Annotated in this window: 21 protein-coding genes and 1 riboswitch; of the genes, 14 read left to right on the forward strand and 7 right to left on the reverse strand. The window is 70.0% G+C overall.

The features are described from left to right. Both ABD357_RS06600 and ABD357_RS06605 read right to left on the reverse strand, forming a co-directional pair. Nucleotides 1-933 carry an LLM class F420-dependent oxidoreductase gene (locus ABD357_RS06600; protein WP_344388140.1) on the reverse strand — a complete coding sequence of 311 codons (933 nt, stop codon included), beginning with the start codon at nt 931-933 and terminating at the stop codon, nt 1-3. A gap of 122 nt (nt 934-1,055) precedes the next feature. Next, the gene (locus ABD357_RS06605; protein ID WP_344388141.1) at nt 1,056-1,742 is read right to left on the reverse strand and encodes a DUF5995 family protein; all 687 of its coding nucleotides are present in this window, start codon (nt 1,740-1,742) and stop codon (nt 1,056-1,058) included. 175 nt (nt 1,743-1,917) lie between these two features. Here ABD357_RS06605 and ABD357_RS06610 point away from each other — a divergent pair, with 175 nt between their 5' ends. Next, a complete protein-coding gene (locus tag ABD357_RS06610; protein WP_344388234.1) occupies nt 1,918-3,048 on the forward strand; it encodes a glycoside hydrolase family 6 protein in 1,131 nt (376 codons plus the stop codon). Here the strand turns inward: ABD357_RS06610 and ABD357_RS06615 are convergent. Next, nucleotides 3,030-4,238: an MFS transporter gene (locus ABD357_RS06615; protein WP_344388142.1), complete on the reverse strand. Its 1,209-nt coding sequence runs from the start codon at nt 4,236-4,238 to the stop codon at nt 3,030-3,032. The genes ABD357_RS06610 and ABD357_RS06615 overlap by 19 nt on opposite strands. A 130-nt stretch (nt 4,239-4,368) precedes the next feature. Here ABD357_RS06615 and ABD357_RS06620 point away from each other — a divergent pair, with 130 nt between their 5' ends. Continuing rightward, nucleotides 4,369-5,550: an ROK family transcriptional regulator gene (locus ABD357_RS06620; protein ID WP_344388143.1), complete on the forward strand. Its 1,182-nt coding sequence runs from the start codon at nt 4,369-4,371 to the stop codon at nt 5,548-5,550. 165 nt (nt 5,551-5,715) lie between these two features. On the opposite strand, the gene ABD357_RS06625 is transcribed toward ABD357_RS06620, so the two are convergent. Next, the gene (locus ABD357_RS06625; RefSeq protein WP_344388145.1) at nt 5,716-6,468 is read right to left on the reverse strand and encodes an SDR family oxidoreductase; all 753 of its coding nucleotides are present in this window, start codon (nt 6,466-6,468) and stop codon (nt 5,716-5,718) included. A gap of 298 nt (nt 6,469-6,766) precedes the next feature. Next, nucleotides 6,767-6,897: riboswitch (FMN riboswitch) on the forward strand. A 151-nt stretch (nt 6,898-7,048) separates the two neighbouring features. On the opposite strand from ABD357_RS06625, the gene ABD357_RS06630 reads away from it, so the two are divergent. From ABD357_RS06630 to ABD357_RS06670, 9 genes are all read left to right on the forward strand, one after another. Further along, nucleotides 7,049-7,651: a riboflavin synthase gene (locus ABD357_RS06630; RefSeq protein WP_344388146.1), complete on the forward strand. Its 603-nt coding sequence runs from the start codon at nt 7,049-7,051 to the stop codon at nt 7,649-7,651. Then, nucleotides 7,648-8,292, forward strand: coding sequence for a nicotinamide mononucleotide transporter family protein (locus ABD357_RS06635; protein ID WP_344388147.1), 645 nt, complete (start codon nt 7,648-7,650; stop codon nt 8,290-8,292). Before ABD357_RS06630 ends, ABD357_RS06635 begins: the two co-directional genes overlap by 4 nt. Further along, entirely contained in the window at nt 8,289-9,578 is a 1,290-nt protein-coding gene (locus tag ABD357_RS06640) for a bifunctional 3,4-dihydroxy-2-butanone-4-phosphate synthase/GTP cyclohydrolase II (protein WP_344388148.1), read from the forward strand. The genes ABD357_RS06635 and ABD357_RS06640 overlap by 4 nt, the downstream gene beginning before the upstream one ends. 37 nt (nt 9,579-9,615) lie before the next feature. Then, the gene (gene ribH / locus ABD357_RS06645; protein ID WP_344388149.1) at nt 9,616-10,101 is read left to right on the forward strand and encodes a 6,7-dimethyl-8-ribityllumazine synthase; all 486 of its coding nucleotides are present in this window, start codon (nt 9,616-9,618) and stop codon (nt 10,099-10,101) included. A 34-nt stretch (nt 10,102-10,135) separates the two neighbouring features. Then, nucleotides 10,136-10,408: a phosphoribosyl-ATP diphosphatase gene (locus ABD357_RS06650; RefSeq protein WP_031486114.1), complete on the forward strand. Its 273-nt coding sequence runs from the start codon at nt 10,136-10,138 to the stop codon at nt 10,406-10,408. A gap of 67 nt (nt 10,409-10,475) precedes the next feature. After that, a complete protein-coding gene (gene hisG, locus ABD357_RS06655) occupies nt 10,476-11,324 on the forward strand; it encodes an ATP phosphoribosyltransferase (RefSeq protein ID WP_344388150.1) in 849 nt (282 codons plus the stop codon). A 20-nt stretch (nt 11,325-11,344) separates the two neighbouring features. Beyond that, nucleotides 11,345-11,845 carry a PH domain-containing protein gene (locus ABD357_RS06660; protein ID WP_344388152.1) on the forward strand — a complete coding sequence of 167 codons (501 nt, stop codon included), beginning with the start codon at nt 11,345-11,347 and terminating at the stop codon, nt 11,843-11,845. A gap of 198 nt (nt 11,846-12,043) precedes the next feature. Beyond that, a complete protein-coding gene (locus ABD357_RS06665) occupies nt 12,044-13,372 on the forward strand; it encodes a hemolysin family protein (RefSeq protein WP_344388153.1) in 1,329 nt (442 codons plus the stop codon). After that, on the forward strand, nt 13,369-14,475 hold the full coding sequence (locus ABD357_RS06670; protein ID WP_344388154.1) for a hemolysin family protein: 1,107 nt from the start codon (nt 13,369-13,371) through the stop codon (nt 14,473-14,475). The genes ABD357_RS06665 and ABD357_RS06670 overlap by 4 nt, the downstream gene beginning before the upstream one ends. Before the next feature lie 93 nt (nt 14,476-14,568). Here ABD357_RS06670 and ABD357_RS06675 read toward each other — a convergent pair whose 3' ends face one another. Continuing rightward, nucleotides 14,569-16,434 (reverse strand): AAA family ATPase, encoded by a 1,866-nt coding sequence (locus ABD357_RS06675; RefSeq protein ID WP_344388155.1) that lies wholly within the window; start codon nt 16,432-16,434, stop codon nt 14,569-14,571. Nucleotides 16,435-16,870: 436 nt separating this feature from the next. Continuing rightward, complete coding sequence (locus ABD357_RS06680; protein WP_344388156.1) at nt 16,871-17,503, reverse strand: uridine kinase family protein; 633 nt, start codon at nt 17,501-17,503, stop codon at nt 16,871-16,873. Nucleotides 17,504-17,665: 162 nt separating this feature from the next. Here ABD357_RS06680 and ABD357_RS06685 point away from each other — a divergent pair, with 162 nt between their 5' ends. From ABD357_RS06685 to ABD357_RS06695, 3 genes are all read left to right on the forward strand, one after another. Further along, nucleotides 17,666-19,033: a peptidase C39 family protein gene (locus ABD357_RS06685; RefSeq protein WP_344388158.1), complete on the forward strand. Its 1,368-nt coding sequence runs from the start codon at nt 17,666-17,668 to the stop codon at nt 19,031-19,033. 142 nt (nt 19,034-19,175) lie between these two features. After that, entirely contained in the window at nt 19,176-19,337 is a 162-nt protein-coding gene (locus tag ABD357_RS06690; RefSeq protein WP_344388159.1) for an SCO1431 family membrane protein, read from the forward strand. A 113-nt stretch (nt 19,338-19,450) separates the two neighbouring features. Beyond that, nucleotides 19,451-20,104, forward strand: a complete 654-nt coding sequence (locus ABD357_RS06695; protein WP_344388160.1) for a TetR/AcrR family transcriptional regulator — start codon at nt 19,451-19,453, stop codon at nt 20,102-20,104. Between the two features lie 52 nt (nt 20,105-20,156). Here ABD357_RS06695 and ABD357_RS06700 read toward each other — a convergent pair whose 3' ends face one another. Continuing rightward, nucleotides 20,157-21,422, reverse strand: a complete 1,266-nt coding sequence (locus ABD357_RS06700; protein WP_344388161.1) for a glycoside hydrolase family 18 protein — start codon at nt 21,420-21,422, stop codon at nt 20,157-20,159. Between the last annotated feature and the right edge of the window lie 170 nt (nt 21,423-21,592).

The following is a 21,592-nucleotide window of genomic DNA, read 5'->3' on the forward strand; positions in this document are numbered from 1 at the left end:
TCAGATCCCGGCCGCCCTCGCCGCCGTGAACACCTCGGCGGCCACATCCTTGAGCTCCTGGGCGTCCCGTGTGGAGGCCTGGAGGTCGAGGAAGAACTCGTCGAGGCCGATCTCGGCATGGGCTTTGAGGTCCGTCACGATCTGCTCGACATTGCCCTGGAACGGGGCGCGGTCGGCGCCGTCGTACGCCTTCGCCGTGTACTGCACGCCGTTCACCCGCACTGCGGTCTCGATCGGCTTCGTCCGGCCGCGCTCGGCCGCCATGTCCTGCACCTGCCGCCACTGTGCGGCCAGTTGCTCGGCCCCCATGGCGATCGGCATCCAGCCGTCGGCGCGGTCGATGAGCCGGGTCAGCGCCTTCTTCGTGTTGGCGGGCAGCAGGACCGGGATGGGCCGGGCGGGCTTGGGCCCGACCACGGCAGACTCGATCTTGGTGAGGTTGCCCTCGTACGACACCGGGTCCGGGCCCCACACGGCCTGGCACACGTCGAGGACCTCGTCCAGGACCTTGCCGCGCTCCTCGAACGGCGCGACGCCCGCCGCCGCGTACTCGTCCAGCGACCAGCCCGTGCCGAAGCCCGCCACCACCCGGCCGCCACTGGCCGCGTCCAGCGTGCCGAGCGTCTTGGCCAGCTGGAACGGGCCGTGCAGCGGGGCGACCAGGACACCCGTGCCGAGCCGGACCCGCTCGGTGGCCGTGACCGCCAGCGTCAGCGTGACCAGCGCGTCGGGGACGCTGCGGTAGTGCTCGGGCCAGGGCAGGCCCGGGACGCCGTACAGGCCCTGCGTCGCGGGCTCCGGGAACAGGGCGCGCTCGTACACCCACAAGCTCTCGTAGCCGATCTGCTCGGCGGTGCGCGCCACATCGGGCACGTCCCGTCCCATGTCGTACTGCGGCGCCTGAGGAAGACAGAGACCCAACCTGGTGGCCATGCGTATGCTCCTTCGCGTCGGTTCGCCTAAGGCAGTTCAACGGTCAACCTAACGCCCGCGTACCCCGATTCGGCGGTGCCGAGCCGGTGTGGCCGGATCAATCCGGCAGAGGAGAGACCGGATCAATCCGGCAGGGGAGTGAGCAGCATCCGGCTTGCCAGACCGACGGCCGCATCCAGGCGGCGGGCGAACTCGTCCGCGAGGTCGGGCAGTGCGCGCAGGGCCCACAGCGCGCGAGCCGCCGACCACGCTCCGTCCCGCGCCCGCTCCAGGCTCCACGAGCCGATCAGATGGGTGAGCGGATCGGCGATCTGGAGGACGTCGGGGCCCGGCATCAGATCTTCGCGGATGCGCTCCTCCAGCGTGCTGAGGATGTCGCCCACGCGGTCGAACTCGTCCTCCAGGTGGACGGGTTCGCAGTCGAGCGTACGACAGGCGTCTACTACGGCGAGCGCCAGATCGTGCCCGATGTGCGCATTGATGCCCGCGAGCGCGAACTGCAAGGGGCGTACACCGGGATGGCGCCGGAACTGGAACAGCGGACGCCAGCAGGCGGGTGGACGGCGCTCTTCGGCCACCGCCTCGACGGCAGCGAGGTAGCGCTCGGCGAACCGCACATCCAGCGTGATCGCGGCCTGCGCGTCGGGGAATTGGCCGGCGTCCACGTGCCGGTCGACCTCCTCCGTGACGGTGAGGTAGACGCGGTTGAAGACCGCGACGCCGTCCCGCTCGGGCCAAGTCGCGCTCAGCGTGCGCAGACGAGATACGACCTTGTCCACGGGTGTCGCGAAATGTTCCAACTGGACCATGGATGCAGCGTCCCACCCTTAGGGTGACTAAAGGTCCGACGGGCCGAACGCTTCCCCAGAACGGGGGAACGTGCCCGATCGGGAAGCGGAGGGGGAGCACCGAGTGTCAGGCAAACGTGCCCGGCGCCTTGCCGAACGCAAGGCCGAGCGCAGGCGCGCCGCCCGGCGTGGCGCCATGGTGTCGGTGGCCTGCGCAGTGGTGGCGGTCGGCACCGCGACGGGGATGATGTCCGCACTCGATGACCGAGGCGGCAGCGACGAGGCCCGCCCGGAGGTGACCACCTCCCCGTTCCTGGAGCCCGGTCCGGCCGTGCCGACCTCATCGCCCACGAAGGCGTCTCCCTCGCCGTCCTCCTCGCCGTCCAAGTCCTCGGCCAAGCCGAGCCCCAAGCCGTCGAAAGTCCCGAAGCCCGAGGTGAAGAAGCCGAAGGCCGTCGAGGCGTCCACGAATCTGTACCGCTACCCCGGTTCCAAAGTGCTCGAGTGGGTCGCCGCGAACCGCAACGACCCTCGTGCCGCGCTCATAGAGTCCCGCATAGCGGACCATCCGCAGGCAGTGTGGTTCGCGGAGTTCGCTCCGGACACCATCACCTCGCGGGTCCGTGCGGTCACGTCCGCCGCCGCGGCCAAGGGGAGCGTCCCGGTCGTGGTGCCGTACGCGATTCCGCAACGCGACTGCGGCGGGCCCTCCCAGGGTGGGGCGGGCAACCTCGGCGAGTACGACGCGTGGATCGACAAGTTCGCGGCGGGCCTCGGCTCCGGCGAGGTCGTCGTGATCCTGGAGCCCGACTCCATCGCCCTGTCCGACTGCCTCTCCGAAGGTGAACGGGGCGCCCGCTTCGCCTCGTTGGCCCGCGCCGGCCGCGTCCTCAAGGCCGCGAACCCGAACGCCCGGGTCTACTACGACGCGGGCCACTCCGACTGGCACCCCGCCTCGGAAGTGGCCCCGCTACTGCGCCAGGCGGGTGCGGCCTCGGCCGCCGGCTCGGACGGCATCTTCAGCAACGTCGCCAACTTCAACGGTACGAGCGGTGAGATCGCGTACGTCCGGCAGACCCTGGACGCGCTCGGCGGCCCCGCGAGCCTCGGCGCAGTCATCGACACCAGCCGCAACGGCAACGGCGCCCCGCCTCCCGGCGTGTGGTGCGATCCGGCGGGCCGCAAACTGGGCCAGTCACCGACCCTGAGCACCGGCGAGGCCCGGATCGACGGCTACCTGTGGATCAAGCTGCCGGGCGAGTCCGACGGCTGCCTGGCCGCGCCGGGGACGTTCGCCCCGGACTACGCCTACGACTTGGCGCGCTGAACCGGCTCGTGTGAGGCGACCTCGGCAGTCTGCCGGGCGCCGGTGCGCAGCACGCCCGCGAACGCGGCGAGCCCGAAGGCCAGGGCCGTCACCAGGCCGAAGGACACCACCAGGCTCGACGCGTCCGCGATCGTGCCGATGGCGGAGGGGGCGATCAGGCCCGAGGTGTACGTGATGGTGGCTACGCCCGCGATGGCCTGGGCGGGGTTGGGGCCGCTGCGTCCGGCCGCCGCGAAGCAGAGCGGTACGACGACGGCGATGCCGAGGCCGAGCAGCGCGAAGCCGCTCATCGCCACCACCACGTTCGGGGCCGCCACGACGAGCAGCCCGCCGAGGGTCGCGAGGACGCCTCCGACGCGTACGGTGCGGACCGGGCCGAAGCGGTCGATCACCCTGTCGCCCGCGAGGCGCGCGATCGCCATGGTGAGGGTGAAGCCGGTCGTGGACGCCGCCGCCACTCCGGCCGAACTGTCGAGCACATCCCGAAGATAGACCGCCGACCAGTCCAGGCTCGCCCCCTCCGCGAACACCGCGCAGAACCCGACCGCGCCGATGAGCAGCGCGGACCTGGGGGGAAGCGCGAACCGCGGCGGCGCCTCCTCGTCCTGAGTGGGCCGCAGATCCAGTACGCCCTGACAGGCGGCCACACCGATCAGCGTGAGCGCCACGGCGGCCAGGGCGTGATGGAGGCGGGCGTCGGAGCCCAGGTGGGCGGCGAGGGTGCCGGCCGCCGAGCCGATCAGGGCGCCCGCGCTCCACATGCCGTGCAGTCCGGACATGATCGACTTGTCGAGACGGGTCTCCACCTCGACGCCCAGCGCGTTCATCGCCACGTCGGACATGCCCGCGGTGGCGCCGTACACGAAGAGGGCCACGCACAAGGTGAGCAGATTCGGCGCGAGTGAGGGCAGTACCAGGGCCAGCGTCCACAGCGCGAGCAGTCCGCGCAGGGCCGCACGGGCACCGAAGCGATGGCTGATCCCGCTGGCCAGCGGCATCGCCACGGAGGCGCCGATCGCGGGGAACGCGAGCGCCACCCCCAGTTGACCCGCGCTCACCGAGGCGTGGTCCTGGATCCACGGAACGCGGGTCGCGAACGAGCCCGTCACGGCGCCGTGAACGGCGAAGACCGTCGCCACGGCGTACCGGGCGCGCCTCAACTCGCGTTTGCCGTAGACCACTTCGCTCACGTCCCCGGGCCCTCCCTCGCGCCTGTCCGCTCTGCCGATCCGCCGACGTAAACTATCAGGGTCCCTGCCTGATAGATAGCGGATATCGGGCCGTGGTCGCCTTGCCCCTCCCATCTGGAAGGATCCCGGCATGCCCGCATCCCCGAGTACTGCCCGGGCCATCAACGACCGGCTCGCCCTGCGGCTGCTGCAGCAGGAAGGCCCTTTGACGGCAGGGCAGTTGAAGCAGCTCACCGGACTGTCCCGGCCCACGGTCGCCGACCTGGTGGAACGCCTCACGGCCGCCGGGCTGATCGCGGTCGTGGGGGAGGCGGGGGAGCAGCGCCGTGGCCCGAACGCCCGGCTGTACGGGATCGTCGCAGGCCTCGCGCATCTGGCCGCGCTGGACGTCCGCACCGAGGGCGTGTCCGTGGTCGTCACGGACCTGCTGGGCTCGGTGCTGGCCGAGGCGTCGGTACCGATCGGGGACGAGACGGGCACCGGGTCCGCGGTCGAGCAGGCGGTCACGCTGGTTGAGCGTACGGCCAAAGAGGCGGGCGCCGACCGGCTGCACACGGTGGGGATCGGCGCGCCCGGTCTGATCGACCCCGCCACCGGCGAACTCCGTGACTCCTCCGGCCTGCCCGAGTGGCACCGGCGTCTCGTCGCCGCACTTGACGACCGGCTCGCGGCCCGCGTCCTCGTCGAGAACGAGACGAACCTCGCGGCCCTCGCGGAACAGCGTGTCGGCTCCGCCCGCGACCGGGACACCTTCGTCCTCCTCTGGCTCGGCCACGGCATCGGCGCCGCCGTGGTCCTCGACGGCACCCTGCGCCGGGGCGCCTCCGGCGGCACCGGCGAGATCGGCTTCCTCCCGGTACCGGGAACCGCGGGGCTGCCGTCGGCGACGGCCTGCGACGGCGGCTTCCACTCCCTCGCGGGGGCGGCGGCGATCGTCGAACTCGCCGAGCAGTATGGCGTGGTGGCGCCCCCGTCACCTCAGGAGCCGCATGCGGCGGCACTGGTCCGGGCGGCGGCGAGTGGTGTGCCGGCGAGTGGCGCTGCGGGCAGCTTCCTCGATGCGCTCGCCGATCGTGTTGCCATCGGGGCCGCGTCCGTGATCGCCGTGCTGGACCCGGGGTGTGTGGTGCTCGCGGGGGAGATCGGGCAGGCCGGCGGCGAGGCTCTGGCAGGTCGCGTCCAGGAACGGCTGACCCGGTTGTCGCCGCTGCCCACCGAGGTGCGGGCCAGTTGGCTGGGGGGCGGAGCGGTGCTTCGGGGGGCGTTGCTGATGGCGCGGGAAGGGGCGCAGGACGAGCTGTTCGCGCGATGACGCTCCGCTGGGTGCGGGGTGAGACGTGCGGGGTGGGAACTGCGGCGTGGAAACCGCGGGTCGTTTGTGGCTGGTCGCTTCCCCCCACTCTCGGCTCCGCTCGAGCGGGGGCCCCCTCGCGGCGGAGCCGCACATGTCACAGCCCCGTGCCCCTGACGGGGCGCGTCACGAGCGCACTCCGTCGAACCGAGCCGCCAGATACTCCTCGAACGTGCCCTTCCCCACGGCCCTTTCCGGAGTCAGGTGGCCGCCCGTGCGGAAGGCGCGGTACGCCCTGCCGAACAGCGGGACGTTCACGATCGGCCGACGGCGACCCGTCGCCTTCAGGTAGGCGCGGGCCAGGTCCGGGAGCGTACGGACCTCGGGACCGCCCATGTCATCGACGCGTCCGGCGGGTCGGCCCGTGGCGAGGCCGGTCAGACGGTCGGCGACCTCGGCCACATCGAGGGGCTGGTCGCTGACCCCGGCCGGCAGGAACAGAACCGGGAGCTTGGAGAGGGCCTGGAGGAGTGTCGCGACAAGGTCGTGGAACTGGGTCGCGCGCAGGATCGTCCAGCCGAGCCCCGATGCCTCGATCTGCTTCTCCACGGCCAGCTTGGCTTTGTAGTAGCCGAAAGGCACCCGGTCGATGCCGACGATCGAGATGTAGACGAGGTGCCGTACGCCCGCCCTCCGCGCTGCCGTGATCAGATGGCGCGCCGCCTGCTCGTCGCCCCCGCGCGCCGTGGTCGCGCAGTGCACGATCGTGTCCACGCCCGCCACCGCCGCGTCAAGCCCGCTGCCGCCTTCGCGTAGATCGACGGCGTACGGCCGGGAGCGCCGGCTGAGCACCCGCACCTCGTGGCCGTTCGCGCGCAGCCGCTCGACGACGAGCCGGCCGAGCGTTCCGGTGCCGCCGGTCACCAGGATCGTGGTCATGCTGATCAGCTCCTTACGCCTCCAGCAAGACCGTAGCGGGCAGGAGACCCGGCGGCGGGGCAAGGGCCTCCGTCACCGCCGCCGGGTCGCTCTTGGGGCGGATCGGTGAAGGCAGACCCTAAGAGGACTGAACTGGTGCGTCAATAGGTATGGACCAATGGCAAGGCGCCGTGCCCGTACGGAAGTTGGGCCGTCATGAGTGTCCCGTGAAGTCCATCGAGATGCGCTGTGAGCCAGCCCACAGGCATCGGGCCCGTGGGCATCGATCAGGCGTGGCACACTGGCTCTGTACCAGAAGCAGCGCACTCCGGGGTCGGTGAAACTCCGAACCGGCGGTTAAAGTCCGCGACCCGGTCGCTTCCAGCGGCCGGTTGACCAGGTGAAATTCCTGGACCGACGGTTAAAGTCCGGATGGGAGGCAGTGCGCGGCGGGCGGGCATTCGTGCGCGCCGCCGTCTGTTTCGACGTGTCCCGTGGACATGTCTCATTCGGCGTCGTTCCCGGTGTCGTCGTCCGTTCATATCTGTCGTCATCGACAGGCCCCGGAGTCCGTGCCCGAAGAGGCAGGAGGACCCGGGAAGTGTTCACCGGAATCGTCGAAGAGCTGGGCGAGGTCACGGCCGTCGAGAATCTTGACGACGCCTCCCGCTTCCGGCTGCGTGGACCCGTCGTCACCGAAGGCGCGCGCCATGGCGACTCCATCGCCGTCAACGGCGTATGCCTCACGGTCGTCGACCACGAGGGCGACGAGTTCACCGCCGATGTGATGGCCGAGACCCTGAACCGTTCCAGCCTCGGTGTCCTCACCGTCGGCTCCCGCGTCAACCTCGAACGCCCGATGGCCGTCGGTGAACGTCTCGGCGGCCACATCGTGCAGGGCCATGTGGACGGCACGGGCGAGATCATCGAGCGCAAACCGTCCGACAACTGGGAGATCGTGAAGATCTCGCTCCCCGAGGACCTCAGGCGATACGTCGTCGAGAAGGGCTCCATCACCGTCGACGGCATCAGCCTCACCGTCGTCGACGCGGGCCCCGACTACTTCACCATCAGCCTCATCCCCACGACCCTCGCGCTGACCACGCTCGGCCTCAAGCAGCCCGGCGACCCGGTCAACCTCGAGGTCGACGTCATCGCCAAGTACGTCGAGCGGCTGCTCGGCAGCCAGGGGGCCGGGCGGTGAACTGGCTGAACTCCGAGGCCTTCACGGTCTTCGGACAGCACATCAAGTGGGCGGACATGATGGGCAACACCATCGGTCTGATCGCCCTGGCTCTCGGCTGGCGACGCTCCCTGTGGACCTGGCCCGCCCAGTTCCTCTCCGGCGTCATCCTCCTCACCGCCTTCGCGACCGCCCACCTCTCCGGCAGCGCAGGCAAGCAGGTGGTCGTCATGGCGGTCGCCGCCTGGGGCTTCTGGCAGTGGAACCGCGGCGAGCGGAAGGCGCAGGACGGCTCGGTCGCCGTACGGTTCGCGACCTGGCGTGAGCGCGCCTACCTGGCCGGCGCCGCCGCGCTCGGCACCCTCGCGGTCGGCGGCCTGTTCACCGCGTACCCGACCCTGTCGTGGGACCCCTGGCCGGACGCGTACATCTTCGTCGGCACGATCGTCGCCATGTACGCCCAGGCGCGCGGCATGGTCGAGTTCTGGTTCGCCTGGCTGCTCGTCGACCTCGTGGGCGTGCCGCTCAACTTCGCCAACGGCTTCGCCTTCTCCGGCTTCGTCTACATCATCTACGGCGCACTCGTCCTGTGGGGCATGCGCGACTGGTGGCTGCGCTCGCGGCAGAGCGCGCAGCCCGTCCTGGAAGGAGCCCCCGCATGACTGCGGCACCCATCCTGTACAGCACCGAAGGCTTCGAGGACCTCACCCTCGACCCCATCGAGCAGGCCATCGCCGACATCGCGGCGGGCCGCCCGGTCGTGGTCGTCGACGACGAGGACCGGGAGAACGAGGGCGACCTCGTCATCGCCGCCGAGAAGGCGACCCCCGAGATCATCGCCTTCATGATGAGCGAGTGCCGTGGCCTGATCTGCGCCCCCATGGAGGGCGAAGAACTGGACCGGCTGCGGCTCCCGCAGATGGTCGACGACAACACCGAGTCGATGAAGACCGCGTTCACCGTCTCCGTGGACGCCTCCGCCGCACACGGTGTGACCACCGGAATCTCCGCCTCCGACCGGGCCGCCACGCTTCAACTCCTGGCGAGCGGTACGGCCGAGCCGACGGACCTGGTCCGCCCCGGCCACATCTTCCCGCTGCGCGCCAAGTCCGGCGGCGTGCTCGTCCGCAACGGTCACACCGAGGCCGCCGTTGACCTCGCCCGCCTCGCGGGCCTGCGCCCGGCCGGCGCCATCGTCGAGATCGCCGGCGAGGACGGCCAGATGCTGCGCCTGCCCGAGCTGATCCCCTTCGCCCGCAAGCACGGCCTGACGATCATCTCCATCGAGGACCTCATCGCCTACCGCCGCACCTCCGAGCCCACCGTCCGCCGCGAGGCCCAGACCCAACTCCCCACCGCCTTCGGTGAGTTCACGGCATACGGCTACCGCTCGACCGTCGACGGCGTCGAGCACGTCGCCCTCGTCCACGGTGAGATCGGCGACGGCGAGGACGTCCTCGTCCGCCTCCACTCCGAGTGCCTCACCGGCGACATCTTCCACTCGCTGCGCTGCGACTGCGGCCCCCAGCTGGAGGCCTCCCTGGAACGCATCCACGCCGAGGGCAGGGGAGTGGTGGTCTACCTGCGCGGACACGAGGGGCGCGGCATCGGGCTGCTGTCCAAGCTGCGCGCGTACGAGCTCCAGGAACGCGGTCGCGACACCCTCGACGCCAATCTGGAGCTGGGCCTGCCCGCCGACGCCCGGGACTACGGCGCGGGCGCGCAGATCCTCGAGGACCTCGGCGTACGCAGCCTGCGGCTGATGACCAACAACCCCGACAAGACCGACGCCCTCGTCCGTCACGGCCTCAAGGTCACCGACCGCGAGCCGATGCCCGTGAAGGCGGGCGAGCACAACCTCCGCTACCTGCGCACCAAGCGGGACCGGATGGGTCACGACCTGCCCTGGCTGGACACGACCACCGTGTCCCCCTGCGGCAACCAGTAAGAGCACGGAAAGCACGAAAAGAGCGCTGAGGAGACACGTGAGCGGCAAGGGTGCACCTGAACTGTCCGTACGCAACTGCGGCGACCTGCGCGTCGCGGTGATCGCGGCACAGTGGCACGAAAAGGTGATGGAAGGCCTCGTCGACGGCGCCCTGCGCGCCCTGCGCGAGTTGGGGATCGACGAGCCGACCGTGCTGCGCGTCCCCGGCAGCTTCGAGCTCCCGGTCGTCGCCAAGGTCCTCGCGGGCCGCGGCTACGACGCGATCGTCGCCCTCGGCGTCGTCATCCGCGGCGGCACCCCCCACTTCGAGTATGTGTGCCAGGGCGTCACCCAGGGCCTCACCCAGGTCTCCGTGGACACCGGCGTCCCCATCGGCTTCGGCGTGCTGACCTGCGACACCGAGGAACAGGCCCTCGACCGCGCGGGCATCGCGGGCTCCAACGAGGACAAGGGACACGAGGCGGTGACGGCCGCCGTCGCGACCGCGGCCACACTGCGCTCGGTATCCGAACCCTGGCGCTGAGGAACGGGCGGCTGCGCGTAAAGTGGGCGCCACCATGTCCAAGAAGACGTTCGAGGAGCTCTTCACCGAGCTCCAGCACAAGGCCGCCAACGGCGACCCCGCCACCTCCCGCACCGCCGAGCTGGTCGGCAAGGGCGTCCATGCCATCGGCAAGAAGGTCGTCGAAGAGGCCGCCGAGGTCTGGATGGCCGCCGAGTACGAGGGCAAGGAAGCAGCCGCCGAGGAGATCTCGCAGCTGCTCTACCACGTCCAGGTGATGATGGTCGCCCGCGGCATCTCCCTGGACGACGTGTACGCCCACCTCTGAGCCGTCACGCCGTAAAGACGCAACCCCAACTCCCGCACCGTACGCACGAACAAAGGAAGCCGACCTCATGCTGCGCATCGCCGTCCCCAACAAGGGTTCCCTGTCAGGCCCTGCGGCGGAGATGCTGCATGAGGCCGGCTACCAGCAGCGCCGGGAGTCCAAGGAACTCCGGATCGTCGACCCGGAGAACGACGTCGAGTTCTTCTATCTCCGCCCCCGCGACATCGCGATCTACGTCTCCTCCGGACAGCTCGACATCGGCATCACCGGCCGCGACCTGCTCATCGACGCCGGCGCCGACGCCGAGGAGATCCTGCCGCTCGGCTTCGCCCGCTCCACGTTCCGCTACGCCACCAAGCCCGGCACGGCGAACGGCGTCACGGACCTGAACGGCATGACGGTCGCCACCTCGTACGAGGGCATCGTGGCGAAGCACCTCGCCGACCACGGCATCGACGCCTCCGTCGTCCACCTCGACGGCGCCGTCGAGACCGCGATCGAGCTGGGCGTCGCCGAGGTCATCGCGGACGTCGTCGAGACCGGCACCTCGCTGCGCAACGCGGGTCTCGCGGTCATCGGCGAGCCCATCATGAAGTCCGAAGCCGTCGTCATCCGCCGTACGGGGACGGACGGCGAGGAGCCGAAGGTGCAGCAGTTCCTGCGCCGCCTTCAGGGCGTCCTGGTGGCGCGGACGTACGTGATGATGGACTACGACTGCCGCGTCGAGGAACTGGAGAAGGCCGTGGCCCTCACGCCGGGTCTGGAGTCGCCGACGGTCTCGCCGCTGCACAACGAGGGCTGGGTCGCCGTCCGGGCGATGGTTCCGGCCAAGGAAGCGCAGCGGATCATGGACGACCTGTACGACATCGGCGCGCGGGCCATCCTGACCACGGCCATCCACGCCTGCCGTCTCTGACCGGGATCCGGAGCACGCCCATGTCGGATCTGCCCGCTCTGCCCGCTCTTCCCGTCACTTTCAGGCCGGGACGCACCCGTGCCGTCCTGCTGACCGCCGGTGCCGCGATCTTCGTGGTCATCACGACGGTCGCGATGCTGCTGGAGAAGCTCAGCCTCGGGGAGCGCCTCAGCTTCGTCTTCACCGGGGCACTGCTCTTCGGGGTGCTCGTCCTGCTCTCGCGGCCGAAAGTCGTCGCCGACGAGTCCGGAGTCACCGTCGTCAACATCGCCAGCCGACGGCACCTTGCCTGGGCGGAGATTCTGCAGGTCAACCTGCGTCCCGGCGACCCGTGGGTGTTCCTGAACCTCAGCGACGGCACCAGCCTGCCCGCGCTCGGCATCCAGCCGGGGATCGCGAAGCAGCAGGCGATCAGGGACGCCCGTACGCTGCGGGCGCTGGCCGAGGCCCGCGCGATCGGCGATGCCGACGGACAGCACGAAGGACCGGGCGACGGCCGGTCCGGCGAACATCACGGCTGATCGCAGGAATTCACCCTGCCGCTTTCGCCGGTGTCTTGATTAATCTGGTGCCGGAGGCGTTTTCGTTGCGCCTCCGCCCCTGATGTTCCGCCCCGGAAGTCAGGGGCTCCTGCTACTCGAGGAGTGACTCCCTCCAGCGATGGACGGATCGTCCTGTAGTACCTGCGCCGCCCCCTCCCGGCATATCGAGGCGGCGGCATGACCATCCCCCTGCTGCTCCTCGGGGCGGCGTTCCTCCTGATCCTCGCCAACGGCTTCTTCGTGGCGGCCGAGTTCGGCCTCGTCACGGTGGAGCGCCCCGACGCCGAGAAGGCCGCGGCCGAGGGCGACCGAAGGGCCCACCGGGTCGTCGAGTCGCTCAAGGAGCTGTCCTTCCAGCTCTCCGGCACCCAGCTCGGCATCACCATCACCTCCCTCGTCGTCGGCATGCTCGCCGAACCGGCGCTCGCCGAGCTGCTGCACGGCCCGTTCACCTCGATCGGCATACCCGAAGGTGCCGTCCCCGGTGTCTCCGTGATCGTCGGCATGCTGCTGGCCTCGGCCGTGCAGATGGTGATCGGCGAGCTCGTGCCCAAGAACTGGGCGGTGTCCAGGCCGATGCAGGTCGCGCGCTTCGTCGCGGGACCTCAGCACCTCTTCTCCCGTCTGTTCAGGCCGGTGATCGCCGGCCTGAACTCCGTCGCCAACCGGCTCGTCCGTGTCTTCGGCGTAGAGCCGGCCGCGGAGCTGGCCTCCGCCCGCACCCCCGGCGAACTCGTTTCCCTGGCCCGGCACTCCGCCCGGGCCGGCACCCTGGAACAGGACACCGCCGACCTCTTCGTCCGCACTCTCTCGCTGGCGGACCTCACCGCGCAGCACGTCATGACACCGCGCGTGAAGGTCAGCACCCTGCAGTCCTCCGCGACCGCCGAGGACGTCGTCAACCTCACCCGTGCCACCGGCCTGTCCCGCTTCCCCGTCTACCGGGAGCGCATCGACGAAATCGTCGGCATGGTTCACCTCAAGGACGCCCTCGCGGTGCCCACACAGGAGCGGCTGCGCACGCCCGTCGGCCGGATCGCGCAGCCTCCGCTGCTCGTCCCGGAGACGCTGCCGGTGAAGCCCCTCCTGGAGCGGCTGCGCAGCGAGCAGCCCATCGCGGTCGTCGTGGACGAATACGGCGGCACGGCCGGTGTCGTCACCCTGGAGGACATCGTCGAGGAACTCGTGGGCGAGGTTCGCGACGAGCACGACGGACACGACCTGCCCGAACTCGCCGTGGCCCCGTCCGAGGACGGCTGCCCCGCCTGGGACGCCGACGGCAGCTGCCGCGTCGACATCCTCCAGCGCATCGGCCTCGAGGTGCCCGAGGGCCCGTACGAGACCGTCGCCGGCCTCGTCGCCGATCTGCTCGGCCGGATCCCGGCGCCCGGTGACAAGGCCGAGCTCCCCGGCTGGCGCCTGTCGGTGCGGCAGGTCGGGCACTACCGGGCCGAGCGGGTACGTCTGGTCAAGGCCGCGGACGCCATGGTGGAGGCCGTCCGATGAGTCTGCTCCAACTCCTGTTCGCCGCCCTGCTCGTACTCGCCAACGGATTCTTCGTCGGCGCCGAGTTCGCGCTCGTCTCCGTACGCCGCAGCCAGATCGAACCGCTCGGCACCGCACGCGCCCGGCAGGTCATGTACGGCCTGGAGAACCTGCCGCAGATGATGGCCGCCGCGCAGTTCGGCATCACCGTCTGCTCGTTGACGCTGGGTGCCGTCGCCGAGCCCACCGTGGCCCGCCTCCTGGAACCCGTCTTCCACGCGGTGAACCTGCCCGAGGGCATGATCCACCCCCTCGGGTACGTCATCGCCCTCGCCGCGGTCGTCTTCCTCCACCTAGTCGTCGGCGAGATGCTGCCGAAGAACCTGGCGATGGCCGCGCCGGAGAAGACCGCGCTGTGGCTCAGCCCCGGTCTGGTCGCCTTCGCCCGGCTGTGCAGGCCGGTCACCGCGGGCCTCGGCGCCTGTTCCCGCATGATCCTCAAGCTTTTCCGTGTCGAGCCGAAGGACGAGGTCGAGGCGGTCTTCACCAGCGAGCAGCTCAACCGCCTGGTGGAGGACGCGGGCCAGGCCGGGTTCCTCGACCCCGAGGAGCAGGAGCGCCTGGAGGACGCCCTGGAGCTGGGCTCCCGCCCGGTCACGGATGTGCTCCTGGACCGCGAGTCACTGGTGGCGGTCGGCCCCTCGGTCACCCCGGGCCAGGTCGTCGCGCTCACCGCCCGCACCGGCTACTCCCGTTTCCCGGTGTGCGCGGAGAACGGCGCCTTCATGGGCTATCTGCACGTGAAGGACGTACTCGACCTGGAGGAGTCCGAGCGGGCCGTGCCGCAGCAGGTCTGGCGCCCCATGACCACCCTGCGTTCCGAACTCCCGCTGGACGACGCCCTGACCGTGATGCGCCGCGCCGCGACGCACCTCGCCCAGGTCGCCGACGCCTCGGGCCGCGTACTCGGCCTGGTCGCTCTGGAGGACGTACTGGAACTCCTGGTCGGCGAGGTACGCGACCCGGCACACCGGGCCGTTCCGGGGACCCAGCAGGCTCAGCAGGTGACGACGCTGGCGGAGCCCGTCCCGGGCGGTGCCCCTGAGGAGGCTCTGGCGAGCTGAAGGGCTGGGGGTGGGGTGGGGCCGAAATCGTGACACTTGCACGTCACAGCGTCATAATTTCGCGCCCACCATGGCCCCCGGGAAGCCGCCCGTTCACAGCGCCGACGGATCCTGAGGCCCCCGGCCCGACAGGACCTCGCCGTACGCCTGCATCAGGTCCGGCAGGCGCAGGGTGGACAGATCGTCGCGGGTCAGCTCGCTCGTGTAGCCGGACAGTCGCAGATCGCGGTAGGCGCAGCTCTTCTCGTACAGAGTGCGCAGGAAGCGGCCGTTGCCGAGTTCGTCGATCCAGCCCTGGTCGACGACATGCCCGCTGATGGAGCGCAGTTCGTCGAGCGCCTCCTCGTCCCATACGTCGCCGTTCTCGGCGGCCAGCACCTCGCCGATCGAGGTGAGTTCGAGGGGACGGTACGAGGGGAAGTCGACGCGGGTCGTGAAGCGGGACGAAAGTCCTGGGTTGGCGGCGAGCAGGCGGTCCATGCCCTCGGGGTAGCCGGCGAGGATCACCACGAGATGGTCGCGGTTGTCCTCGGCGCGCTTGAGCAGCACCTGAAGCGCCTCGTCGCCGTATGCGTCGCCCTTGCCGTAGCCGGAGTTGGAGAGCGAGTAGGCCTCGTCGACGAAGAGGACGCCGCCGATCGCGGAGTCGATCAGTTCGTTGGCCTTCACGGCGGTCTGTCCGAGGTACTCGCCCACCAGGTCGGCGCGCTGGGCCTCCACGAGGTGGTCGCCGCCGAGCAGCCCGAGCGCGTAGAAGACCCTGCCCAGGATGCGGGCCACCGTCGTCTTGCCGGTGCCGGAGGGCCCGGAGAAGACGAAGTGCCTCTTCGGCGGCTGCACGGGCAGGCCCTGGCCGGCGCGCAGCCGGGCCATGTTCAACTGCGCGGACAGTGCCTTCACCTGCCGCTTCACCGGCTCCAGGCCGACCATCCGCTCCAGCTCGGCGAGCGCCTCATCGAGCAGCGCGGGGTCGGTGGGACCGGTCGGCAGCTGCGGAGGCCGGATCGGCACTATGGCCTTCTCGCGAACCGTGTCGGCATCCGGCGGCAGCCCGCCCGACGGCGGCAGATCGGGCTCCGAGAGCTTGAGGTCCCGGCCCTCCGGGCCGAACAGCGCGTCCACGCCGTCCGGTCCGTCGATCATGTCCTGGACGCCGGTGAGCGTGATCGCCGCGAGATCCGCCGCGTCGTCGTACCCGTCGCCCTCGGCGATCGCCGCGAGCCGCGCCGAGGTGTCCATGAAGGCGGGATCCACCCGGTGCACCGCCCGGTACAGCGGCAGCGCCGCCGCCGACCGTCCCGTGCCCTCGTGCGCCCGCGCCAGCCAGTACCGCAGCTCCTTGCGCTGCGGCTGCTCGCTGCGACAGCGCATCAGCGCGGCCGACAGCAGCGGCTCGGCCTGCCCGTACATCTCCAGGCGTACGCGCGCCATGCCGCCGAAGAGCCCGGCCTCGATGCCCAGCATCGGATCGTCGATCAGCGGATCGGTGTGCCGGACCAGCTGCTCCCAGTCCTTGACGAGGTAGGCCCGGCAGGCGTGCAGAAACCGCACCTGCCGGTCGGCGTCCACCGGCGGCAGTCCCGCGAGCGCCCGGTCCAGCTCCGGGACATGGCGTCCGTCGAGCCAGTGCGAGGCGTGCGCGAGCAGCAGATCACGCGGGCTCTCAAGGACGGGCTGTACCCACCAGCCCAGCCAGTACCAGGAGTTGAGGGTGCGCCGGTGGCGGGCGCGCTGTTCCCCGAAACGCTCCCGGTGCCGGAACATCCGCAGCAGCGCGGTGGTGGTGTCGATGCGCAGCGCGTGCAGCCCGAGCCAGCCGTCGGCCATCCCCGGATCCATCCGGACCGCCGCGCGGAACTCCTCCTCCGCCTGTGGATAGGCCCCCATCGTGTAGGCGTCCACACCTCGCAGCCAGGCGAGGTCGGCCGGGGCCTCGGGGCCCTGCGTGCCGAAGTCCATCACGTCCCCCACATACCGTGCCCCCGTTGAGTGCCGGGCGGGCAGGTGCCCGTCGGCAGCCTTCGTCGAACCGCTGTGCTGTGGACGGGAGTTGCGCGTTCGGTGCGGAGAGCAGCCGTCCGAAGGTCGCACCGAGAGGCATCGTACCCGCGGGGTGTACCCGGCCGAAGAGTGCCCGCACGACGGGTTCTTCGAGGTGGGAGCACATGGGGCGCACTCGGTTCGGTGACCGAGGGTGAGCGAAACATTTCGCCGGGCGTCCGGAATCCGGAATGAGGACAGAACGAAGCCCCCGATCACGGGGGAACAACCGGGGGCTTCGCGTCTGTCGGCGACTTCGAAGAGCCGCACATTGGAAACGTAAGACCTGTACGGCCCCCCGGTCAAGCCGAGTTGAAGCACTTGGGGCAGTTCTCGGACACACCTCTTCACAGGTTCAGCACACAGGAGACGGCCCGTCACGGTGCGTGACAACCTGGTCTGGTCCAGCGGTCCCAGCAGGTCCCGGAAGTACCTCAAATCCCTCTGAAAACCCCCGCACCAAGAGATCGGCATAGGGCCGGGAAGGGTCCTCGGTGAAGTGGCGGCACTCGGCGATGACCCAGCCTGCCCAGAAGTCCCTCTGCTCCGAACCGTCCCGCTGACGCCCGCGCGCCCAGGCGTCCTCGGCAGCCAGCTCCATCCACAGCAGGCACGCCAGAAACGGCCGCAACGCACGGCGTCCCGCGCCCACACCCTCGACGAGCACCACGGGCGCGGGCGGCAGGGCGCGGACCGGCCCGAAGCGGCGCGCCTGCCAGTCGTACGCCCGGTAGTGCGCCTGATCGCCGCGGCTCAGCGGCTCGACGACGTCCCGGAGCAGCCGGCCCGCCCACGCGAACAACTCCTCGTGCGTGGCGATGTCGTCCAGATGCAGTACGGGTGCACCGCTCAGAGCCTCGGCCAGCCGCCCCGCGAACGTCGTCTTTCCGGAGCCCGCGTGCCCGTCGACGCCGACAAGGCGGACGGGTCCGCACGACGGGGGCAGGCGGAGGAGGCGGGAGGCGAGGGCGTCTGGCGAGGTGTGCACATTGCCAGGGTATTTCCCGAACGTTGTGCCATTGGTTGTGACCAATATTGATCGGTGCCACGGCCCTCGAAGTGCTGGCAGCCGACAGCACGGCCATCCATAGTGGGCCGCACACCCGCACTTTGCACTCGACCGTTCCGGAAACCTGGGGGTCACCCGCACATGACCAGAGCCGAACAGCCCTCCCGCAGAAGCCTCTTGGCCGTGGCGGTGGCCGCGGCGGCGGTGGGTGCCGCGAGCCCGGCAGCCGCTGCCGGCTCCTCCGCCCGCACCGCGCACGCCCCGTCGAAAGCGCCGTCCGGCCAGGTCGACAACCGCGCCTGGACCTCGTACACCGACTGGCGCGGCGGCACCGCGAAGGGCACCCGAGCCGTCTCCGGGAAACGTCCGGGCCTGGTGATCGCGACCCCCGCGGGGCGCACCGACTACGCAGACCCGCACACCGGCAAGACGACGACCTGGGAGTACGCGCGCTGGACCTCGCCCGTCCACCGCCTCGCCGTGCCCTCGACCGAGGTCATCGCCTCCTGGAACGCGCACACTCCGGCGGGGACCTGGCTCCAGGTCGAGCTGGCGGGCACGTACTCCGACGGCATGGACGCCCCCTGGTACGTGATGGGCCGCTGGGCGGCCGGCGACCAGGACATCAGGCGGACCTCGGTGGACGACCAGAGCGACGGCAAGAGCAGCGTCTGGACGGACACCTTCGCCATCGACGACGCGGCCTCCGGCCTGCGTCTCGTCTCGTACCGGCTGCGGCTGACCCTGTACCGCAAGCCCGGCGCGAAGATCACGCCCACCGTGTGGCGGCTGGGCGCGATGGGCTCCGACATCCCGGACCGCTTCACCGTCCCGGCCTCGAAGCCCTCACTCGCCAAGGAGCTGACGGTCCCGCGGTACTCGCAGGAGACCCACATCGGCCAGTACCCGGAGTACGACAACGGCGGCGAGGCCTGGTGCAGCCCCACCTCCTCGCAGATGATCATCGAGTACTGGGGGCGGAAGCCCACGGCCGAGGACCTGGCCTGGGTCAATCCCGACTTCGAGGATCCGCAGGTGTGCCATGCCGCCCGGTTCACCTACGACTACCAGTACGAGGGGTGCGGCAACTGGCCCTTCAACGCCGCGTACGCCGCCATGTACAAGGACCTCCAGGGCGTGGTGACGCGCCTCGGTTCGCTCACCGATCTGGAGACGCTGATCGCGGCGGGCATCCCGGCCATAACGTCCCAGTCGTTCCTCGAGTCCGAGCTGCCCGGAGCGGGTTACGGCACCGCGGGCCATCTGATGACGGTCATCGGATTCACGGCCGCCGGTGACGTGATCGCCAACGACCCGAACTCACCGAGCAACGAGGCCGTGCGGCGGGTCTACCAGCGGCGCGCCTGGGAGAACATCTGGCTTCGTACCAAGAGGTACAACGCCTCCGGGAAGGTGACCTCCGGCACCGGCGGGGTCTGTTACCTCTACTTCCCTGCGCATCCCACGGCGCGCCAGCGGAAGGCGCTGACAGCGGTCGGCATCCGCTGACCCGGGGGCCGGATGGCCTGGGCATTCGGGAGGTGAGCAAGGTCTCCCCCGCAAAAGCCGATCCGGGTGGCAAGGTGGACAGCCCCCGGGACCCCGGAACGCGGGGGAGCCCACCGACCGAAACCAATGCGAGCGAGCTGCCATGACCGCGACCTCTGCCACCGCCGGACGCCTTCAGACCGGACGCTCTCAGACCCGTACCGGCGGTCCCAAGGACGACGGCCCGAAGATCCTTGAGCACCTTGCCGGGTGGACCTTCGTGGTAGTGCTCGCGATGCTCGTCACACAGCTCGGGATGATCTGACGGCCGACCTGCGGGACTACGGCAACAGTCGAATGGTGTCGAACGGGCCGGTGGCGGGGGTCTGACATACTGCCAGCGAAAGTTTCGGAGGCAGTTGAAGACCAGGGCTGGAATTGAACCATAGTCAACGGCACGCCGGCCGCCCACAGACACGCGGCACCGACCGCTCCTTGGCGCGTCGTGCCGAACTCATCGCCATCGGGCGGAAGTTATTCGCCGACACGTCCTACGACACCCTGTCGATGGACGACATCGCCAAGCAGGCACACGTCGCCAAGGGCTTGATCTACTACTACTTCAAGTCCAAGCGCGGCTACTACCTGGCCATCATCGAGGACTCGGTCGCCGACCTGATCTCCCGTGCGGCCGGCGGCCTCGAACTGCCGCCCGAGGAACGGGTGCACCGCACGATCGACAGTTATCTGTGCTACGCCGAGCAGCACCAGGCCGCGTACCGCGCGATCATCACCGGCGGCGTCGGCTTCGACGCCGAGGTCCTCGCCATCCGCGACGGCGTGCGCGAGGCCATCGTCGAGGCCATCGCCGAGGGGGCGTACGGCCGGCGCAAGGTCGCTCCGCTGCCCCGCACGGCGCTGCTCGGCTGGCTGTGCAGCGTCGAGGGCGCCACCCTCGACTGGATCGACCACCAGGCGCTCCCGCGCGACGTGATGCGCGAACTGCTGGTGAAGATGCTCGGCGGTGCCCTGCGGGCGATCGAGGACCTCGACTCCTCGTACCCGGCGCCCCCGGCCGCCCGCCGGGCGTGAGCGAAGAGCGGGGGGTCCGCCGACCCCCGCCCCAAGTGACGTACGGAACAAGCTAGTTGATCGCCTTGATCAGCTCGCCGTTCGAGCTGTCACCGCTCAGTTCCCAGAAGAAGGTGCCTCCCAGGCCCTGCTGGTTCTTGTAGGCCATCTTCCCGGCGATGGTCGACGGGGTGTCGTAACTCCACCAGTCGCCGCCGCACTTGGCATACGCCGTGCCGCCGACCGTGCCCGTCGCCGGGCACTTCGACTTGAGCACCTTGTAGTCGTCGATGCCCTGCTCGTACGTCCCCGCCGCCGGACCGGTGGCGGAGCCGCCGGGCGCCGCCTGGGTGACACCGGTCCAGCCGCGCCCGTAGAAGCCGATGCCGAGCAGCAGCTTCGAGGCCGGGATGCCGAGACCCTTGAGCTTGTTGATGGTCGCGGAGGTGTGGAACTGCGCCTTCGGAATCCCGGAGTACGAGGTCAGCGGCGAGTGCGGAGCCGTCGGACCGGCCGCGTCCCAGGCGCCGAAGAAGTCGTACGTCATCGGGTTGTACCAGTCGACGTACTGCGCGGCGCCCGCGTAGTCCGCCGCGTCGATCTTGCCCCCGCTGGTGGCGTCGGCCGGGATCGCCGCCGTGACCAGCGAGGAGCCGCCGAACTTCGCGCGCACCGCCGACATCAGCTTCCTGTACGCCTCCCTGCCGCTGGTGTCACAGGTAAGGCCGCACGCATTCGGGTACTCCCAGTCGATGTCGATCCCGTCGAAGACGTCCGCCCACTTGGAGTTCTCGACCAGGTCGTAGCAGGACTGGGCGAAGGCGGCCGGATTCCTGGCTGCCTCGGCGAAGCCGCCGGACCAGGTCCAACCGCCGAAGGACCAGAGGACCTTGAGATTCGGGTGCTTCTTCTTGAGCTCACGCAGCTGGTTGAAGGTGCCGCGCAAGGGCTGGTCCCAGGTGTCGGCGACGCCGTCGACGGACTCTGCCGCTGTGTACGTCCGTTCCGTCGCCGCGTAGGAGTCGCCCATGGCGCACTTGCCGCCGGTGACGTTGCCGAAAGCGTAGTTGATGTGGGTGAGCCTGGCCGCCGAGCCGGACGTCTCGATGTTCTTGACGAGGTACTGGCGCTGGTAGGTGCCCCACTCGGTGAAGTAGCCGACGACCTTCGAGCCGGCGGCGGCTTTCCTTGCCGATTTCCCTGCCGAGTCGGTTGCCTTGGCCTCTTGTGATGCCGTTGCGGGGCCCGCGCCGGCGAGCAGTCCGGCACCGAGGACGGCGCAGCACACGGCGGAGACGAAGGTCCGGAAGCGGGCTGGGGGACGTTGCGGTCTGAGCATCGGGACTCCTCGTGGGGAGGGGAGTGCGGGGGGAGTGGTGCCGGCCCTGCCGGGTGGCGCTCGGGCAGGACAGTACCGCTTGGCATGAACGCGTTCGGTGTTGGGGGAACAGTAGGAGGACTAGACCAGTGCGTCAATGGTTCGGACCAATCCGGATGTGTTCTAATTAA

The sequence above is a fragment of the Streptomyces vastus genome, assembly GCF_039532825.1.
Classification (GTDB): domain Bacteria; phylum Actinomycetota; class Actinomycetes; order Streptomycetales; family Streptomycetaceae; genus Streptomyces; species Streptomyces vastus.

What these genes read in the sequence shown, in the direction of transcription:
- ABD357_RS06620 (WP_344388143.1), top strand. Translation starts at nt 4,369, where the DNA reads ATGCCCGCATCCCCGAGTACTGCCCGGGCCATCAACGACCGGCTCGCC.
- ABD357_RS06700 (WP_344388161.1), bottom strand. Translation starts at nt 21,422, where the DNA reads ATGCTCAGACCGCAACGTCCCCCAGCCCGCTTCCGGACCTTCGTCTCC.
- ABD357_RS06600 (WP_344388140.1), bottom strand. Translation starts at nt 933, where the DNA reads ATGGCCACCAGGTTGGGTCTCTGTCTTCCTCAGGCGCCGCAGTACGAC.
- hisG (WP_344388150.1), top strand. Translation starts at nt 10,476, where the DNA reads ATGCTGCGCATCGCCGTCCCCAACAAGGGTTCCCTGTCAGGCCCTGCG.
- ABD357_RS06690 (WP_344388159.1), top strand. Translation starts at nt 19,176, where the DNA reads ATGACCGCGACCTCTGCCACCGCCGGACGCCTTCAGACCGGACGCTCT.
- ABD357_RS06625 (WP_344388145.1), bottom strand. Translation starts at nt 6,468, where the DNA reads ATGACCACGATCCTGGTGACCGGCGGCACCGGAACGCTCGGCCGGCTC.
- ABD357_RS06605 (WP_344388141.1), bottom strand. Translation starts at nt 1,742, where the DNA reads ATGGTCCAGTTGGAACATTTCGCGACACCCGTGGACAAGGTCGTATCT.
- ABD357_RS06685 (WP_344388158.1), top strand. Translation starts at nt 17,666, where the DNA reads ATGACCAGAGCCGAACAGCCCTCCCGCAGAAGCCTCTTGGCCGTGGCG.
- ABD357_RS06640 (WP_344388148.1), top strand. Translation starts at nt 8,289, where the DNA reads ATGACTGCGGCACCCATCCTGTACAGCACCGAAGGCTTCGAGGACCTC.
- ABD357_RS06675 (WP_344388155.1), bottom strand. Translation starts at nt 16,434, where the DNA reads ATGGACTTCGGCACGCAGGGCCCCGAGGCCCCGGCCGACCTCGCCTGG.
- ABD357_RS06650 (WP_031486114.1), top strand. Translation starts at nt 10,136, where the DNA reads ATGTCCAAGAAGACGTTCGAGGAGCTCTTCACCGAGCTCCAGCACAAG.
- ABD357_RS06660 (WP_344388152.1), top strand. Translation starts at nt 11,345, where the DNA reads ATGTCGGATCTGCCCGCTCTGCCCGCTCTTCCCGTCACTTTCAGGCCG.
- ABD357_RS06610 (WP_344388234.1), top strand. Translation starts at nt 1,918, where the DNA reads ATGGTGTCGGTGGCCTGCGCAGTGGTGGCGGTCGGCACCGCGACGGGG.
- ABD357_RS06665 (WP_344388153.1), top strand. Translation starts at nt 12,044, where the DNA reads ATGACCATCCCCCTGCTGCTCCTCGGGGCGGCGTTCCTCCTGATCCTC.
- ABD357_RS06670 (WP_344388154.1), top strand. Translation starts at nt 13,369, where the DNA reads ATGAGTCTGCTCCAACTCCTGTTCGCCGCCCTGCTCGTACTCGCCAAC.